18 protein-coding genes and 2 pseudogenes are annotated in these 16,328 nt (G+C 37.8%); 2 read left to right on the forward strand and 18 right to left on the reverse strand.

What is annotated here, in order from left to right; genetic code table 11:
• Positions 1–273: 273 nt before the first annotated feature.
• The 8 genes from CXF89_RS12980 to CXF89_RS13015 form a co-directional block, all read right to left on the reverse strand.
• A complete protein-coding gene (locus CXF89_RS12980) occupies positions 274–1,005 on the reverse strand; it encodes a MauE/DoxX family redox-associated membrane protein (RefSeq protein ID WP_002963060.1) in 732 nt (243 codons plus the stop codon).
• Between the two features lie 28 nt (positions 1,006–1,033).
• On the reverse strand, positions 1,034–1,546 hold the full coding sequence (locus CXF89_RS12985; protein ID WP_121954841.1) for a DUF305 domain-containing protein: 513 nt from the start codon (positions 1,544–1,546) through the stop codon (positions 1,034–1,036).
• A 133-nt stretch (positions 1,547–1,679) separates the two neighbouring features.
• Positions 1,680–2,198, reverse strand: a complete 519-nt coding sequence (locus CXF89_RS12990) for a DUF411 domain-containing protein (RefSeq protein ID WP_002963058.1) — start codon at positions 2,196–2,198, stop codon at positions 1,680–1,682.
• A 10-nt stretch (positions 2,199–2,208) separates the two neighbouring features.
• Complete coding sequence (locus tag CXF89_RS12995) at positions 2,209–2,697, reverse strand: YybH family protein (RefSeq protein WP_121954842.1); 489 nt, start codon at positions 2,695–2,697, stop codon at positions 2,209–2,211.
• Positions 2,698–2,720: 23 nt separating this feature from the next.
• Positions 2,721–3,629 carry a copper resistance D family protein gene (locus CXF89_RS13000; protein WP_121954843.1) on the reverse strand — a complete coding sequence of 303 codons (909 nt, stop codon included), beginning with the start codon at positions 3,627–3,629 and terminating at the stop codon, positions 2,721–2,723.
• An 11-nt stretch (positions 3,630–3,640) separates the two neighbouring features.
• A complete protein-coding gene (locus tag CXF89_RS13005; protein ID WP_010558009.1) occupies positions 3,641–4,048 on the reverse strand; it encodes a copper resistance CopC family protein in 408 nt (135 codons plus the stop codon).
• A gap of 22 nt (positions 4,049–4,070) precedes the next feature.
• Entirely contained in the window at positions 4,071–4,934 is an 864-nt protein-coding gene (locus CXF89_RS13010) for a copper resistance protein B (protein ID WP_010554095.1), read from the reverse strand.
• Complete coding sequence (locus CXF89_RS13015; RefSeq protein WP_121954844.1) at positions 4,931–6,754, reverse strand: copper resistance system multicopper oxidase; 1,824 nt, start codon at positions 6,752–6,754, stop codon at positions 4,931–4,933. Before CXF89_RS13015 ends, CXF89_RS13010 begins: the two co-directional genes overlap by 4 nt.
• A gap of 166 nt (positions 6,755–6,920) precedes the next feature.
• Here CXF89_RS13015 and CXF89_RS13020 point away from each other — a divergent pair, with 166 nt between their 5' ends.
• Both CXF89_RS13020 and CXF89_RS13025 read left to right on the forward strand, forming a co-directional pair.
• Positions 6,921–7,607, forward strand: coding sequence for a heavy metal response regulator transcription factor (locus CXF89_RS13020; protein ID WP_010388408.1), 687 nt, complete (start codon positions 6,921–6,923; stop codon positions 7,605–7,607).
• Positions 7,597–8,994, forward strand: coding sequence for a heavy metal sensor histidine kinase (locus CXF89_RS13025; protein WP_121954845.1), 1,398 nt, complete (start codon positions 7,597–7,599; stop codon positions 8,992–8,994). Before CXF89_RS13020 ends, CXF89_RS13025 begins: the two co-directional genes overlap by 11 nt.
• A gap of 241 nt (positions 8,995–9,235) precedes the next feature.
• On the opposite strand, the gene CXF89_RS13030 is transcribed toward CXF89_RS13025, so the two are convergent.
• The 10 genes and pseudogenes from CXF89_RS13030 to CXF89_RS13070 all read right to left on the reverse strand — a co-directional run bounded on the left by CXF89_RS13030 (position 9,236) and on the right by CXF89_RS13070 (position 16,159).
• On the reverse strand, positions 9,236–10,129 hold the full coding sequence (locus CXF89_RS13030) for a hypothetical protein (RefSeq protein WP_121954846.1): 894 nt from the start codon (positions 10,127–10,129) through the stop codon (positions 9,236–9,238).
• Positions 10,130–10,466: 337 nt separating this feature from the next.
• Positions 10,467–11,553: pseudogene (locus CXF89_RS21575) on the reverse strand (IS91 family transposase).
• A complete protein-coding gene (locus CXF89_RS13040; protein WP_257983221.1) occupies positions 11,550–12,161 on the reverse strand; it encodes a tyrosine-type recombinase/integrase in 612 nt (203 codons plus the stop codon). Before CXF89_RS13040 ends, CXF89_RS21575 begins: the two are co-directional and overlap by 4 nt.
• A pseudogene (locus CXF89_RS21445) lies at positions 12,141–12,314 on the reverse strand (phage integrase N-terminal SAM-like domain-containing protein); the annotation flags it as partial. The pseudogene CXF89_RS21445 and the gene CXF89_RS13040, both read right to left, overlap by 21 nt.
• Positions 12,315–13,247: 933 nt before the next feature.
• Positions 13,248–13,799 carry a hypothetical protein gene (locus CXF89_RS13045; RefSeq protein ID WP_121954847.1) on the reverse strand — a complete coding sequence of 184 codons (552 nt, stop codon included), beginning with the start codon at positions 13,797–13,799 and terminating at the stop codon, positions 13,248–13,250.
• Between the two features lie 14 nt (positions 13,800–13,813).
• On the reverse strand, positions 13,814–14,503 hold the full coding sequence (locus CXF89_RS13050) for a hypothetical protein (RefSeq protein WP_121954848.1): 690 nt from the start codon (positions 14,501–14,503) through the stop codon (positions 13,814–13,816).
• Positions 14,504–14,550: 47 nt separating this feature from the next.
• The gene (locus CXF89_RS13055; protein WP_121954849.1) at positions 14,551–14,799 is read right to left on the reverse strand and encodes a hypothetical protein; all 249 of its coding nucleotides are present in this window, start codon (positions 14,797–14,799) and stop codon (positions 14,551–14,553) included.
• A gap of 14 nt (positions 14,800–14,813) precedes the next feature.
• Positions 14,814–15,188, reverse strand: coding sequence for a GntR family transcriptional regulator (locus CXF89_RS13060; RefSeq protein WP_121954850.1), 375 nt, complete (start codon positions 15,186–15,188; stop codon positions 14,814–14,816).
• A gap of 32 nt (positions 15,189–15,220) precedes the next feature.
• Positions 15,221–15,487: a helix-turn-helix domain-containing protein gene (locus CXF89_RS13065; RefSeq protein WP_121954851.1), complete on the reverse strand. Its 267-nt coding sequence runs from the start codon at positions 15,485–15,487 to the stop codon at positions 15,221–15,223.
• A 15-nt stretch (positions 15,488–15,502) separates the two neighbouring features.
• Complete coding sequence (locus tag CXF89_RS13070; protein WP_219621667.1) at positions 15,503–16,159, reverse strand: hypothetical protein; 657 nt, start codon at positions 16,157–16,159, stop codon at positions 15,503–15,505.
• Positions 16,160–16,328 lie beyond the last annotated feature (169 nt).

Genomic DNA, 16,328 nt, shown 5'->3' on the forward strand with positions numbered 1-16,328 from the left:
TAAGCGGACTAGAAAAAATTTCAAAAAATTTATTGCCAAAAGAATCCTGGAATCAAATTTAGATTAGATCTATTTAATAAAGTTAGAGGGCTAGTGCTTTTTTAAATCATGCAATTAATAAAAAACTTTAGTCTCATTGTAACTTCAAGATACCTTAGAGAAGCCAGAGCAAATTGATGGCGTTTTAAGTTCAGGCAGAACCAGACTCAACTACTGAGTCTGGTTCGTGCTATAAATAAGCTCGTCATCATATTTTTAAATTAAAGCTGTTATTTACCTAACAAACATCCAAATACCGGCAGCTATCATAAATAAGTTTTCTGTTAGAGAGATAAACCCTAGTGGTACGTTACTGTCACCGCCTACACACGCACATTTTAACTCTCGTTTATCTATATAGACTGCTTTTATCACTGAAACAGCACCAACCCCACCTATGAATAATGAAATAGGGGCAATAATATAGGCTGGTAATCCGGCTATCATTCCAATGCCAACAAATGCTTCTAAAAATGGGTATACATAAGCGTACCTGACTACTTTCATAGCGACTAAGTCATAGGTTATAAATGAATTAGTAAAGCTAAATAAGTCTTGAAGCTTTTGTATTGCTAACACTGCCATTGTTAGGGCTACAAACAGTTCAGCGGTTTGCATTGATAATAAGCTATTATCCGATGCAAAACTAAATGCCACACTAAGCAAAAAACTAACCGAAAAAATCGCAATCACGGGCGTGTAAGTTGTACCTTCTTGGGCCGCTTGTGGCTTATTAAAGTAATCACGTAAATCGTCGTAGCCACCTATACGTTTATTATCAATAAATGCTTGAGGTGTAGTTTCTACACTGTGTTGTTTTTTAAATTCATCTGTTTGCTCTCGAGAAGTTAAAAGCTGATCATCAACTGTATATCCCTCTCGCTCTAGTAGGTCTTTTGATTTTAAACCAAACGGACAAATATGCTCATCTGTTGCCATTCTAAAAAGTTGGGCTGATTTACTCATGCTTTACTCCTTATGTTATGCGGTTTATTTATTTATTTGAATTGAAATCTGGAACAGCTCTTAATTGTGCTTGAGCATTGGTTTGTGCAATGCCGTTTTGCTCTATATCTTTTAGGAGCCATTGCATTTCTTTTATTTCTCGCTCTTGGGCTTCAATTATATTTGTAGCTAGCTTTTGAACGCGTTTATCTTTGATTTTTGCCCTGTCACTGGTGAGTATGGCAATTGAATGATGTGGGATCATCGCCGACATCCATGAGCTATCATCAACAGTCACTTGTGAGCGAACTAAAAATAAACTTCCCACAAATACGGCAACACTAGCAATGAGTACTGTTATATTTTTCTTTTTATCTTTATACATATTGAGCATGAAAAGTAGCATTATCACTGCCATCGTGGCTCCCATATAAAGCGCCATATAAGTACGAGTTTCACTAAAATAAACATGACTAAGTTGGTAGGTGTTCAAATACATCAATACAAACATGGTTATTGTGGATGTTGCTATCATTAAAAAAAATTTTGAATAGTGTGACATTGTATTGCTCCTTAAAAGTTTTGTATTTTGTTTTTACATGTGAGTAATTTTTACACTATCAAGCTCAAAAATCAGTGTTTCCTGTTGTGTAAAATGGGTATTTAAGAATTAAATCAAAAATTATGCCGTTAGGCTAAAATTGCTCGCTGGATTTACTTATGTATCTGTAGGTTTCTTCATTTGAGTTGTCAGTGAGTAGTTCAATATTATATTTGTGAAATATACCCTCCATTTCCATTCCGGGAGTGCCAATAGGCATGGCTGGTACACTTAAGCCTGTAATGTGCGGAGCGTGTTGCCCAGATAAAAACTGTTTTATATGTTTAACGGGAACATGACCTTCAAATACAAATCCATCGGCTGACACGGCTGTATGGCATGAGCGCATATTAGGTTTTATTTGATACTGAGATTTAATCGACCCCATGTCATTAACGTTAATTGCTTTTGTTTGAATATTGTTTTCACTCAAATGAGCAATCCACTTATTACAACATCCACAATTTTTACTTTTATAAACGGTAAGCTCAATTTCAGGTTTTTCTGAATTTTCATAGATTATTGATGTTTTATGCTGTTTTTCGATACTCATTGCCGAAAATGACATAGTTAATGATAAAAAAAACGCTGAGGTAATGTAGATTACTCGCATTGTTAACTCCTTAATTAGACCAGTGAATATGAGTGATTTTCCAACCTTTATCGGTGTTTTTTAATGTGATTGATTCCATTCCCGTAGACTTAATATCTTTCCCTTTATACTTTCCTTGAGTTTTACTTCTTGAAATTGAGTAAGCTATGTCTCCATTTGTGTGAACTTGATGCTCTAGCAGTTCACTATCAACTGCACTTAAGAATTTCATATCCGCTATCATATGATGGTTCGCGTATTCATCTGCAGAACGCTCAACAATTCCGCCGTCAAAAATGACGACATCGTCTGCCAGTAATTTACGGGCACCTTTGGCATCGCCTTGTTTTAGGGATTCATGAAATAAGTTAACTGCCTTTGCAGCTTCGCTATCAACATTAACAAAGACCCAGCCTTTTTTTGTGTGCTCTTCATGGGTGTGTGCGTTCACAGCAAAAGAACTAACAGCGCTAAAAATTAGTAGCAATAAAATTTTTAAATTAGAGGATTTAATTAACATACATTTTCCTTTTTTATTAATCGTTAAATAGGCGGACCAACAAGTGTTGTAAATACACTTGTTGTAATAAGTACAAATAGGGCAATTAATATTTCAACAGTGATCGAGCGTTTTAATATACTTATATGGTGTTGTTGAGTGATTTGCGGGACTAAAAAAAGCTTATGCCATGCACCTAGTAACAGCATCGCGCTGACGAGTAACAGCTTTAATAAAATTAGTTGCCCATAATTTGATGTAAACAATGCAGAAAATGACTCTAGGTACTGCAGGAGCAGAGTTAAGCCCGAAATAAGTAGTACAAATACAATAACAATAGCGAGTTGACCAAAGTAATGCATTAACCGCTTTACTTCACTGGTAGGTAGTAAAGTGCAGCTTTTGTAAAGCGGCCACAATGACCCTAACCAGCTCGCAATGGCAATAAGGTGAAAGGTTAAAATACTTTTCACTAACCCATTTTCATTTGCACTGTGCCCAGTAAAAGTGAAGCTATAAGCGATAAACCCAAGCATGATTAGTATAACGGCAACGTTTTTATAACCTGCTACGTTATCATCTGATTCCACACTCCACATACATGCGCTAATTAGAGCAATAATAAGCGCTGGTATTCTAAACGTTGCTTGGTCACCTATGACTGATTGCCAAACAATTTCAAGCATAAAGGGGTCAAACATTCCCATAAAGCCTGATTCAGCCATTGCTCCAGCTTCTATTGGTACTTGTAAAAGTGCAGCAATACTACCTGTAACTACACACGTAATTTGCCAACGTTTTAAGAACTGATAAAAGCTAATTAAGTGATGCCCTGCAACATTGCTGTTGCCACACATAAAGCGCATTAATAAAGTGCCCGCAAGCCCTGCAATTGCGATATAGCTTGCTAGTTTTAATAATAGTAAGAGTACTGACCATTCACTTAATTGCATTATGTTGCTACTTAATGATTATGTTTGCTGTGGGTATTAGATTGTTCTTGCATCATCTTATGCGATTCACTTTTGTGTACCATAAATCTAAACGTGTCGGTCATTTTATGTCCATCACCACCCAGTGCTGTCCATTTAACCGTGTAAGTGCCTTGGACTAAGCTCGGCAATGACCAACTAAAGTCTGTGCTTGGGGTAGAGCTTGGTTTGAAATCAAAGTTTATTGATTTATTTTTTTCATCTTTGATGATGACTTTTGCTAGCCTTACTTCACCACCAAAAGTTAACGAAAGTTGCTCTGGGCTTTTCATTAACATGGCTTCTTGCGCAGGTGTTGATTGCTTGAGTGATATATGCGCTGATGCGGAAAATGTAAGTACTAAACCTAAAATAGCTACTGCAGAATTAAAAAACTTCATAATTACCTCTTATTTAAAATGATTAAAACCAAAATTTAATACCCGCAACAAATGCGGTGTTGTTGCTACTTTGTCCACTTGATGTGGCATAGTCGGCGGTATTGCCAAATTTATTGCTCCATTCAACGCCAATATAGGGCGCAAACTGGCGTGTAAATTCATAACGAACCCTAAATCCAATCGCGCTGCTTGATAGGCCACTTCCAAGTTCGTTTTGTTTATCGTTTTTGCCATAAAGTGTAATTTCGGCTCGCGGTTGTATAATTAGCTTTTGCGTGAGTAATAGTTCGTACTCTGCCTCTAACGTAAATGCGGTATTGCCTCGCTCACCTACGTATGCTGTCATATCAAGTTCAAACCAATAAGGGGCTAAACCTTGTAAGCCAAAAGCCAACCATTGCCGATTTTCACCTTCTTTATTGTAATCAAGACGAACACCTGCTTGAGTATCCCAATATGCTGATACGGCGTGACCCCATAAAATATCGGTTTGGTTTTCTTCAATACTTCCTTCGCTGAAATCACCCTCGGTTTTAATTACCAATCGATCAAAGGTAGTGCCGTACCATGCTTGTAAGTCAAATACACCTGCGTTTGCTTGCTCGTTATATTCAAGACGATCGCCTAGTAATGCGTAAAATGGATGCTCATCAGCGAGTGTTAATCGCTCATTGCCCTCAAGCGCATATGGGCCTTCTGTTAAAGTTGTTCCCGCAGAGTAAGCATGGGGGTCTCTTGCATCTTTAGGTGCACTTCCTCCTTGTGGTTGCATCTTAGCGCTATTCATTTGTGCCATTTCACTTTGCGCTAATAAAGGGAAACTAATTAATGAAGCCCCTGTTAACATTAATAAACCTAATGATTTAGATAGTTTTAATTGTTTCATGATACGACTACCTCTCTAAACATACCGGCATCCATATGGAATAATAAATGGCAATGCCAAGCCCAGCGACCTACATCGTGAGGGGTGGTTAAAAAGCTGATTCTTTGTGCGGGTTGAACAGGTATCGTATGACGTCGCACTTGCACATCACCTTGCTCGTTTTCTAAATCACTCCACATACCATGCAAATGCATAGGGTGCGTCATCATGGTATCGTTTTGTAAAATAACTCTTAAACGTTGGTTATGCTTCATATGCACTGGCGTGCTTTTACCAAATTCTAAGCCATCAAATGACCAGCTATAACGCTCCATGTTTCCGGTTAAATGCAGCTCAATTTCAGCTTCTGGCTCTTGCTGGTTAGTGATCCCTTCAAGTGAGTGTAAATCTGCAAGTGTTAAAACACGACGACCATTTTTACGTAAACCAATACCAGGATCATCAAGATTTGTTCTCGGCATATCAACGCGCATATCAACTGAAGCTCCATACTCCGTTTTTGCATGACGCACTTTAGAGCTGGCAACCGCTAATGGGTTTTCAGACATACCATGTTTGCTATGATCCATCGCCATTGCACCGTGCCCCATAGCGCTATGATCCATTTCTTTAGAGTTCATATCTGACATGCCTGCCATACCAGCCATTGCAGAATGCTCACCGCCGTGGGTCATATTGCCCATCATATCGGTCATCGTTAACCATTCAACAGGGTCAAGTGCAGGTACTGGCGCATCAATATTAGGCGAGCTTGATAAAGTTCCTTTTGCGTAACCAGAGCGATCCATACTTTGAGCAAAAATCGTATAGGCATCATTTTTAGGCTCAACAATTACGTCGTAGGTTTCACCAGGGCCGAATCTAAATTCATCAACTGTCACTGGTTCAACGTTTTGCCCATCTGCTTGTACAACCGTTAGTTTTAACTCGGGGATACGCACGTCAAAAAAGCTATTACTAGAGCCATTAATAAACCTTAACCTAAGCTTTTCACCAACTTTAAATAATCCACGCCAGTTTGCCATTGGAGTACTACCGTTCATTAAAAAAGTCATTGCTGATGCAGATAAATCAGCTAAATCTGTAGGATTCATTCGCATCTGATTCCACATTTTTCGGCGCTGTAGAGCATTTGAAATACTGCTGCTTGAAACGTCATCGAAAAACTCTGGGACAGTGGGTTGATTGAAGTTAAATACATCACTCTGTACTTTTAATTTACGGAACAGCGCCATTGGGTCATCATCAGTCCAATCAGATAATTGAATAACATGCTCGTTATCTGCACTAATAATATCGTTTTCTCGCGGTTCAATAATTAATGCACCGTACATGCCTGTCATTTCTTGAAAGCCACTATGTGAGTGATACCAATATGTACCGCTTTGTTGCAGTTTAAATTTATAAACAAAGGTTTCGCCCGGCATAATGCCTTTAAAGCTGATACCTGGTACGCCATCCATTTGATACGGTAAAATAATGCCATGCCAATGAATTGAACTCGGTACTGATAACTTATTTGTTACTCTAATAGTAACGTCATCGCCTTCTTTGAGGCGCAAGGTAGGAGCGGGTATAGATCCATTGATAGTTGTCGCCATACGTACTACGCCAGTAAAGTTAACCGGCGATTCATCTATAACCAGATCAATTACTTCGCCGCTAAGTTCGGGCACAGTGCCTGTTATTGTTCCTGCTACTAAAGATGATGCAGCATGTAATACACTCGGAAAAGCAGCAAGTACACCTCCTGCAATTAAGCCTTGAACAAATCGTCTTCGTGGTGTGCTAACCTGTTGTGATGACTTTTTAAACCCCATTTCCTTACTCCTTCATAGCAGAATATGTATTGAGTATAGAAAATAGACCTGTCTTCAACATGACGCGAACATTACAAAGTTGTAATCTTGGTGTCATGTTGCTGTAGTGACAGATACTGCATAATATTTGCAGAGGTAGTTGTTAGGACTTTAATGAAGGAATTGTATGCGCTTATTAGTTGTTGAAGATGAAGCAAAAACGGGAGATTATTTAAAACAGGGACTAAGTGAAGCTGGTTTTCAGGTTTCTTTGGCGCGCAATGGTCTTGACGGTCATCACCTAGCAATGACCGAATTATTTGATGTAATAATACTTGATGTCATGTTACCTGACGTATCCGGTTGGAAAATTTTACAGTCGCTACGTGAAGCAGATAACAAAACCCCAGTACTATTTTTATCTGCTCGCGATAGCATAGACGATAGAGTAAAGGGGCTCGAACTTGGTGCTGATGACTATTTAATAAAGCCTTTTGCTTTTGCTGAAGTTTTAGCAAGAGTACGCACTCTTATTCGCCGTGGTGCAGTACAAACAGTTGACGATATACTGATCGTTGCTGATTTAGAAATGGATATTCCAAAGCGAAAAATACAACGTGCAGGCAAGCGTATTTTATTGAGTAATAAAGAGTTTAGCTTACTTGAACTATTGTTACGGCGCGAAGGTGAAGTACTGCCACGTTCGTTAATTGCTTCTCAAGTATGGGATATGAATTTTGATAGCGACACCAATGTGATTGATGTTGCCATTCGTAGGCTAAGAGCAAAAGTTGATGATGACTTTACTATTAAATTAATTCATACAGTTCGCGGTATGGGCTATAAATTAGAGGTTGAAACTGATGGCTATTAAGTCACGGCCTTTATCACTTACGATGCGTGTTGTGTTGTTTGTGGCTGTAACCGTTATTGCGTGCTTAACTTTAGTTGCCACCTTAATAAATAGTTCGATAAAACATCATTTTTTCCAGCAAGATAGTAGTGAACTGCATGTTATTAATCAATCTATTGAATTAGTTTTAAGACAACACTATAAATCAAACCTGAAACTTAAAAATGAATTATCTAACGCTGTAGCGGGTCATCACGGTGTTTACTATCAGGTAAATACCGCAAAAGGAGATCTCATTTTTCAAAGCTCTGAACGAGATTTTAGTGATTTTGTAATGAGTGCTAAGGCTTCAACTGGCTTTAACCGTAACAACATTACCTCATGGCAAAATGATACCCACACCTACCGAGCTCTGGTGAGTAATTTAAGTACTGGGCAACAGCAATACAAAATTACTACAGCGATAGACATGAGCTTTCATTTACACTTTCTCAATCAATTTCAGCAAAGCCTTTGGGCCATTATGTTTGGCTCAGCGGTACTCATTTTATTGGTGGCTTGGTTTGCTATACATCAAGGATTAAACCCTTTACGAGGTTTAAGTCAGAAAATACACGATATCCAAACTAATAAAATGGATGTAAGGCTCGATGAAAATAAAGTGCCTATTGAGCTTGTTAATATGGTTCAGTCGTTTAACTCAATGCTCGACAGGCTCCAAGGTGAATTTATTCGCTTATCAAATTTTTCTAGTGATATTGCCCATGAACTACGAACTCCACTCACCAATATAATTACTCAAACACAGGTTGGATTATCTAAAAAAAGGCAGTTGGAAGAGTATCAAGAATTATTGTTTTCTAACTTAGAAGAACTCGAGCGATTAACTAAAATGGTTAGTGATATGCTTTGGCTCGCCAAAACTCAAAACGGGCTAATTAAACCCGTTCAAAACACTCTAAAAAGCCATGATGAAATTGAAGTGTTATTTGAGTATTTTGACGCTTTGGCTGAAGACTCATTGATTGCATTTAATAAAAAGGGTCAAAACCTTTGTTTTTATTGTGACAAATTACACTTTCGCCAATTATTATCAAACTTACTATCCAATGCAATTAGGTACGCCCCAAAAGGCTCATCAATCACTGTAAACAGTGAAATGACCACCGCTGAAAAAATATGCATTTCAGTGATTAATACAGGGGAGAGAATACCTTCTGAGCATTTACCTTATTTATTTGACCGCTTTTATCGACCTGATAAGTCGCGGCAACGACACAGCGACGGAGCTGGTTTAGGGCTTGCAATAGTTAAAGCTCTAGCGCAAGCAAACGGTGGAGATATAGAGGTCAGTTCAAATAATCAAACTACCAGCTTTAAAGTTTATTTAAATTTAGTTAAAAGCTAATTATTAAAACCAATAACTCAATGTTTGCTTGTAGATCTTTGGCGAAGTTCAGCTAAGTGCCAGTGTAGGTCGGATAAGCGAAGCGCCATCCGACACAGTAAAATACCTTGCCAATTATTATCAACATTTTATGTTGTCGAGTGGCTGGAGAGTGCCATGAGCGGATATTGGTAACGCCCGCATTTGCGCATGGTTTGGAGCACAGCGGAAAACCAGTCCGACAAAATGCGCTTGTTAAATTTCATCTTCTCTTGTGCTCGGTTCTAGAGGCAATGTCCGGAATCGAATCTGCAGGGCTGATAACCGTTTGTACCTTTGCTCGCTCCTTTAACCGCTTCTGCGCTACAAAAGCGAAAGATTTACCTGTTCGTTCAGCTTCTTTTTGTATTTCGTATATTTCTTCACCAGAAATAGGGTTGTCACTTGCATCAATCATTGTTGAAAAATGATAAGTAGCCTCGTCTTCATTATCTGAACGACTAGTATGCTCAAGTATATCTTCTAGCTCGACACTTACAGCATCCTGCATACCTGAACCAATTGCCCCGAAATTCTGTTCGAACCAATCACCTTGCTCCATAATATTTTTCAATATAAAAAGGTCGTGATCAGTGAATGGAACATGAAAATCATTGAAGTTGATGAATTGTCTACCATCAATTCTCATTTGAAAGTGGTAATGAGGATAATCAATGGATGTTCCTTGATGACCTTGAAAGTCATTTTTGGAGCAGTCAAACGTCCATTCAACATTTTTCCATTTAACGGTATAGGATAAAACTTTTCTATCTGACTTCTCGTCTTCAAGGTCATTGATATTCGAAAGAAAACGATCTTGGTTCGCACACCATCGAATATACGCAGCTATATTTCCATAGCCGTATTTTTCGTAAATTTTTGGAAAGTCTTTTTTCTTAAATTTACATTGCCGTAATAGCCAGTGTAAGCAAGGGTTGCTTTTGCTAATGGTCTTAAAAGGTTTGTTACAGAGATAGCAAATATCTTTTTCATAGCCGGCTCTGAACGCCTCAGCTTGCCTTTGATGTTCCTCATCATTCAGGCGATTCATCTCCTCAATTTCTTCGGGAGACATCCCTTCAAAAATCCGTCTATATTTCTCAGTATCGTGCTGCACCTGATTTCCCTTTGAAATTTAACATTTTAGTATTTATGCGACACGCTGTTTGTGTTGCATAATCGCTTGTTGGACTGAGCCGCTACCTGCTCGGTGTGTCAGAGTTGGTGTTGTTTATGCTATGGGAATTTGCTTTTTGGAGGCTCTCACTTTCCTAGCTGATTTAGTCAGCTTAGCTAGTGCTATGTAAGCTTTCCCTGCATTGCTCAGCGCTTATTATGTATTCATTACACCTAAATTTGCCTTAATAAGCAATTATATTTTTTACACGTACAGAGGCCGCTAGCCTGAGCAGTTAAGCAGGTTAACTAATTGATTTTAAGCAGCTAACTAGCTGCTAACTCGTTCGCTCTACTTTGGTCGTTGTTTCATATAACTTGAATACGCCAATTAATCGCAAGATACCTGCCTTACAATGCTGGCAAGGCCAATGCGGTATCAGTGTTACGTTTTCTGTCTTTAGCTTCTCCACTTTACCTATGTGTGATTCTTGTGACCTTATTAATGCTAACTTTCGCTTGCGACATGCATTAGCTAAAAAACCATAGTGACGAATGCGCATAAACCCTTTCGGCAATACATGTTGTAAGTAACGCCGTAAAAATTCATCACAGCTCAGTGTCATTACTTTATCGCGGTGCTTATCTGCATAATCTCGGTATTTAAAACTCACAGTTTGTTTATTTGCTCTCACTAAACGTGATTCTGACATTACGCCTTTTCGGGTATAGCGAGCAAGGTAGCTAACTAAATTTTCACTGTACGTTAAACAGGCTTTGCTATAAACACACCATTTGGTTGGTGTGCTTACTTTCGCGAATGAACTATCGCATTCATTGAGCGCTGCGAGCATTTTCCCTCTAAACACTGTTGATAATGCTTTAACGGGGTATAAATAGCCTTTTTCTATTTCATGCCAGTGCGTTTTATCAAGCGCGCCTGCGGGTATCAATCAATGCAGGTGAATATGCTGACTTAAGTTCTGCCCCACGTATGCAGTACGCTTGTCATACCTAACTGGCCATGCCTCTTTCGTTTCGCAAATTTGTTCAGCGTTTGCCATGCGGCTTTAAATAAACACTGGTACAACGCGTTTGGGTTATAGTGCGCAATGATATTCAACTCATGGGGGAGCGTAAAAACAAGGTGGAAATACCGACACGGTAATAAATCCTCTTGCTGCCTTTGCACCCACTTAGCCGTAGCCATGCCTTGGCAACGCGGACAATGACGGTCTCGACAGCTACATCCAATCTTTTGTGACTCACCACAGTTATCACATTGCCATGCTTGGTAACCGAGCTGACCTATTCTGCATGATTGAAGGTGCTGACAGACAGCAGTTGTTGATAGCTTATCGTATGATGCTGGCGATAATTCTCAAGATTCGAGTTTAAAATATCAGCGAGGTGTAAAGCGCTCATTGTTTACTCCAGCTCGCAAGCAAATCAATGCCTCCATGACCTAACTCTGGTAACCAATGTAAGTAACTTTGTGTGGTTTTAATATCACTGTGACCAAGCTGATGTTGCAGTTGATGAAGTGGCATACCTGATTCAAGTTGGTGTGTTGCATAAGCATGGCGTAAAGCATGTGGGTTACAGTACTTTAAGCCACACGCTTGTGCATGTTTTCTCAATGCCTTTCTGAAGCTTGAGGGTGACATGGGTTTATCCATTAACCATCGTGAATAAAACATCCAGCCTGTTGGGTGATACATTTTCCAATAGCGAAGTAATTGATTTAGCACGCTATCTGATACAACAACATAGCGTGACTTATCTCCTTTACCATGTTCAATTAAAATGGTTTTACGCTGTCCATCGATGTCTTGCACTTTAATGCGTAGCAGTTCGACAATACGCAAACCACATTCATAACACACCACTATCAATGTTTTTAAGCGCATATCGGTGCAACTTTCTATAAGCCGTCGCATGTCATCGCGCGATAAATACGTGGGTGCGCGAAGTTTTATTTTTGGCAGTACAATATCTAAGTTAAGTGGCCGATGTAAAATATTCTTAAACAAGAACCAAATACTGTTTATCTGTATTTTTTGGCTTGCTCTAGAAAGTTTACGAATCGCAGGATCGTTAAAAAAGGCGTTAAGTTCCTCATCAGTAATCGAATCGAGCGGTTTATTAAAATAATGGCTGAGTTTAAGTAAATGCTCGCAGTAACTTTTACAAGTACTTTGTTAATAACCACGGTAGGCTATTTCAGTTTTGACTTGTTCAATGAGTGTATTCATGACTTACCTCCAAGTTATGGGATAACCCCAAGGTAAGTGTGGCTCAGATGGTCAGAATAGGATCTCCGCGTAGCGGCTTAGTTCAACAAATCAATTAGCGACGATATTTAGCCAACCTCAATGACCGGTTATCGCTCAAATAAGACCCCGAAAAGTGGCTCATATAGCTATCAAGGTTAACGCTTTCAAAAAACAGAGCATATTTCCGATAACTACCTTTGAAGCCCTAGAAACGGAAGTTTACTTCCGAAATATGGCAATATAGGCTTAAAATCGGAAGTATTCTTCCGTTTTGTACTTTAAGATTATAAGCCGGTGTCTAGTGAAAGCTGGGAAATCCAAACTCGTTTCTGCACCAAAACGAGTTACTAAAAACTCATATTGCATTTTGGTAGACTGAATATTCAAACAAGTCCTAAAGCAAAGTTCGGATTACACAATAGAATACGTTGGATTATTGCCGACTTTCCAAGAAATCACGTTTTTTCTCAGACTCAATATACTTTAATTTATACTCTATACGTTTTTCGATATTTGAACGATGTTCTAATAAATCAACAGAATTTAACAAAGGTAATAGCGTGATAAGATAATTCTTTTCTTATTCCAATTATGTGTTTTTATTTAAAAATGCTTTTATATTATGTTCGTATTTTACATATAACCATAAGCAGAATATCACTAGTGGAAGTGCTAAAACCCATAAAACCAATTTATTAATGTATGTATAAGCCACGAAAACCCCTATAAAAAAAACAGTGGAAATAGGGGTTTTGATTCAGGTATTAACAGCTTAATTAATGGCACTTTATATTCACTTTTCCAATCCATAACTATTCGACTCCTGTATTCCAACGTTAACTATTAATGTAAAACACCATGTTTTAAATCAGTGTTTGGGTGTAATCTATTAAGCGTTTCAACACACCAAGTTCTACGTGATTTATCTTCGTCTAGTAAACCTATTTGTAAAATTGTTTTACTAGTATCGTGAGTCTCTTCAGCCTTAGCTAAAGACAAACCTTCTTTGCCAAACATTGCTGGCAATGCCATTGAAGATGAATACTGATTAATGATTTTATGGCACTGATTGCTAGATTGAAAATTTAAGCTTTGTTTATGGAAAACTTTTAAAGGCTCTTCTCCTTGAAAGTTAATTTCATATTGCATATGCAAAGTTATGACACCTTCAGTATCTACAAGTTTCGAAATTTCCATGTGTAATGATTTTTTAAATTGAGCCTTTAAATAATTTTTGTTTGGTAGTCGAACAAACTTATAAAATAATCTTGGAATATCAACTTCCTGTCCATTCTCTACCCACATTCTTGTTAACTTGATAGCGCTTTTATCTCGTAAATCAAGTTCGTAAGGAACATAGATTGTAGGCTCAAAATACAAGTATTTTTCAATCATGTTTATTCCAATCTTCATTTCACGTTCTCTAGTTTATCTTGAAGAGAATTGTTTAGTAACTCAAAATATCGATAGTAAGTCTCTCTGACATATTCCAAATACCCTTCCTGGATTATTACTTCATTTCCCTCATCAGTACTCAAAAACTTATTTTCTTTTACATGTTGAATGATCTGTGCAATATCACCATTTTCATCGAACGTTTTGCCATCTTGATGCGCAAATGCATTTCTCAATTTTTGGATTTTTTTAATGTCACACCAAGAACGAGTGCTCTTGTGTGTCGCAATATCTACATGTTGTTTTAGATATTCTGTAGATCTTTCGAGGCCAAACCCTTTTAAATCATACAGTGACTCATTTAAGTTAAATTGTTCCTTGCAATGCTCACACAATTTATCTAATTCATGTTCAAAAATCCCAACCAATGTCAGAAAAGCTGATCTTCTATGAAGGCTTGGGTAATACTCACCAAACACTCCATGTAAGTCCCATACATCACTAGTTAGACCATTATATTCAGTGACATATTGTTCTAATTCAGGATGGCCATGATCAATTACCATTCCTTTTTTGTTTTCTTCAAAGTGTTTAATATTAACTTTAATCTGGCTCTCGGTAGATACAACGAAACCCAAAAGCAAATCTATAGTTGGACACAAGTAATAGGTAAACCAGTTTTTAGCTGTTGTTTTTAATATCATTTTAATTCCTTTACGCTTTCAATTATTTGTATTCAAGCATTCCAATATTAAAAAATGATTGATAAAACAACTACGATTAAACATAAAAACCACATAAATCGAGTAGATGTATCTCTGCGCTTTTGTTGGTTCTTGTTAGTTCCTTCATCTAGCGACCGACCCCACCCCTCTTCGATATGGTCTTTTATAGGGCGAACTTCTACATCTTTAAAAACAGTTAGATTAAGAACGTTAGTGACAATAATAATTGTTGCTATCAACACCCAAGCCCAATATACATTTATAAATTCGATCATCTGTTATTCCAATATCAAAGTTTAACTAATTCAATAATTTGATGCTCAAAAGAACGTTTAAATAGTGTTGATTTTCCATGTTGAATATCTAAATAACCAAAAAGCTTTAAATTTGGATAGTATTCACGAATTGTAGACCTTTCGTAGCCTAATATTTCGGCCACTTCACGTTCAGGTGCTAATTTATCACCTACTGAATAATTATCATTGATATAAACTATCAACTCCTTCAAAACCTGACTTTTATTGATTTGCGTTTTCAATTCTTCAAAAATATTCACACCTAAAACTGACGCGCTTTGTAGCCTTGGGTTATCCTTAAAAAGTACTTCTATTTCTTCAATTGCCGTGCCTGAATACTTTGATAACAATTCCAATTGTGCCTTCATTTATGTATTCCTTTATTCCAGTATTTCTTAACTTATGGGTATGATAGCACGTCTTTAACGTGCTTCAGGTTATTTTTGAACCAAGTTTTATTTAACATACCCCAGTCAACAACCGAGTATGAACCGCTTTTGTTTTCAAGCACAATAGACAGCTCTGGAATTGCCGATAATGTATCTTGAGCTGTTCGTCTTGGCATTCCCGTAGCTTCCATAATAGCAGGCACAGTGTTAACCCCAGTGCTTATGAGCCATGTAACATAGGCCCTTCTATATAAGCTTGTTTTAGTTTTGCTATGCATTATTTATGACCAATATTAGAAAGGTTTTAATTCCATCAAAGGAGTCACTAGCTGGTTTTTGTATGTCCAATGTGCAGTATCTGAGCAGCGATAGTTAATTAGTAAATCAATATTCTTGAAATCTAATTCTAGATCTCGCGCAATAATAGGCTCGTGATGTGCAATTCTATTTCTTAATCCCCTGACATTCTCAAGAAGAACCCTCAATTTATTTCGCATTTCCGGCACTGATAAAGTTACTTCATGATTAGGAAATACTGTATGCAAGAATGGAGTCCATAAACGATCATCAAACCTTCTCGTTAACAGTTTCTCCCAAAATACAAACTTTAATTCGGGAATTACTTTTCCTGTTGAGTTCTGTCCATTTCTGGCATTTATTAGATCACGTCTTGGACTATAGCCTCTATCAGGGTTTGGTAAACTACGCTCAAATGTAGTATTCCAAGGCCAATTTAACCCATATTTTCTCTCCAAGGCTTCAGATACAGCATTTCTAAAAACCACCTCACAAAGGTGAAGTGGCGCAAAAAACGCCGCAGACACTTGTGCATTCCATGCATAGAGCTTTAATGCCTGCTCTGTACTCAACGCTGTACCATTAAAAACAATTTGTTCATATGTACTCAACCTTGAGTCAGATAATGATCTTTTGATATTACTTGACGGCATCGTCAACTCCTTTTACAATTCACTTACTAGCTACGGGATATGCTGGCTTTATGCCTCCCCCTGTAGACATACGAAGAAAACAAAATAACCTGCTTTGTGCGGGTTTTTTTGTATCTTAAAAAACCTATATGGGCTAGCTTGGTTGTAGCAATTACCCTTTCAAATTCTT

The sequence above is a fragment of the Pseudoalteromonas sp. MelDa3 genome, assembly GCF_002863625.1.
GTDB classification, from domain to species: Bacteria; Pseudomonadota; Gammaproteobacteria; order Enterobacterales; family Alteromonadaceae; genus Pseudoalteromonas; species Pseudoalteromonas arctica.

Coding starts and splice junctions, on each gene's coding strand:
- CXF89_RS12980 (WP_002963060.1), bottom strand. CDS start 1,005: ATGAGTAAATCAGCCCAACTTTTTAGAATGGCAACAGATGAGCATATT.
- CXF89_RS12985 (WP_121954841.1), bottom strand. CDS start 1,546: ATGTCACACTATTCAAAATTTTTTTTAATGATAGCAACATCCACAATA.
- CXF89_RS12990 (WP_002963058.1), bottom strand. CDS start 2,198: ATGCGAGTAATCTACATTACCTCAGCGTTTTTTTTATCATTAACTATG.
- CXF89_RS12995 (WP_121954842.1), bottom strand. CDS start 2,697: ATGTTAATTAAATCCTCTAATTTAAAAATTTTATTGCTACTAATTTTT.
- CXF89_RS13000 (WP_121954843.1), bottom strand. CDS start 3,629: ATGCAATTAAGTGAATGGTCAGTACTCTTACTATTATTAAAACTAGCA.
- CXF89_RS13005 (WP_010558009.1), bottom strand. CDS start 4,048: ATGAAGTTTTTTAATTCTGCAGTAGCTATTTTAGGTTTAGTACTTACA.
- CXF89_RS13010 (WP_010554095.1), bottom strand. CDS start 4,934: ATGAAACAATTAAAACTATCTAAATCATTAGGTTTATTAATGTTAACA.
- CXF89_RS13015 (WP_121954844.1), bottom strand. CDS start 6,754: ATGGGGTTTAAAAAGTCATCACAACAGGTTAGCACACCACGAAGACGA.
- CXF89_RS13020 (WP_010388408.1), top strand. CDS start 6,921: ATGCGCTTATTAGTTGTTGAAGATGAAGCAAAAACGGGAGATTATTTA.
- CXF89_RS13025 (WP_121954845.1), top strand. CDS start 7,597: ATGGCTATTAAGTCACGGCCTTTATCACTTACGATGCGTGTTGTGTTG.
- CXF89_RS13045 (WP_121954847.1), bottom strand. CDS start 13,799: ATGATTGAAAAATACTTGTATTTTGAGCCTACAATCTATGTTCCTTAC.
- CXF89_RS13050 (WP_121954848.1), bottom strand. CDS start 14,503: ATGATATTAAAAACAACAGCTAAAAACTGGTTTACCTATTACTTGTGT.
- CXF89_RS13055 (WP_121954849.1), bottom strand. CDS start 14,799: ATGATCGAATTTATAAATGTATATTGGGCTTGGGTGTTGATAGCAACA.
- CXF89_RS13060 (WP_121954850.1), bottom strand. CDS start 15,188: ATGAAGGCACAATTGGAATTGTTATCAAAGTATTCAGGCACGGCAATT.
- CXF89_RS13065 (WP_121954851.1), bottom strand. CDS start 15,487: ATGCATAGCAAAACTAAAACAAGCTTATATAGAAGGGCCTATGTTACA.
- CXF89_RS13070 (WP_219621667.1), bottom strand. CDS start 16,159: ATGCCGTCAAGTAATATCAAAAGATCATTATCTGACTCAAGGTTGAGT.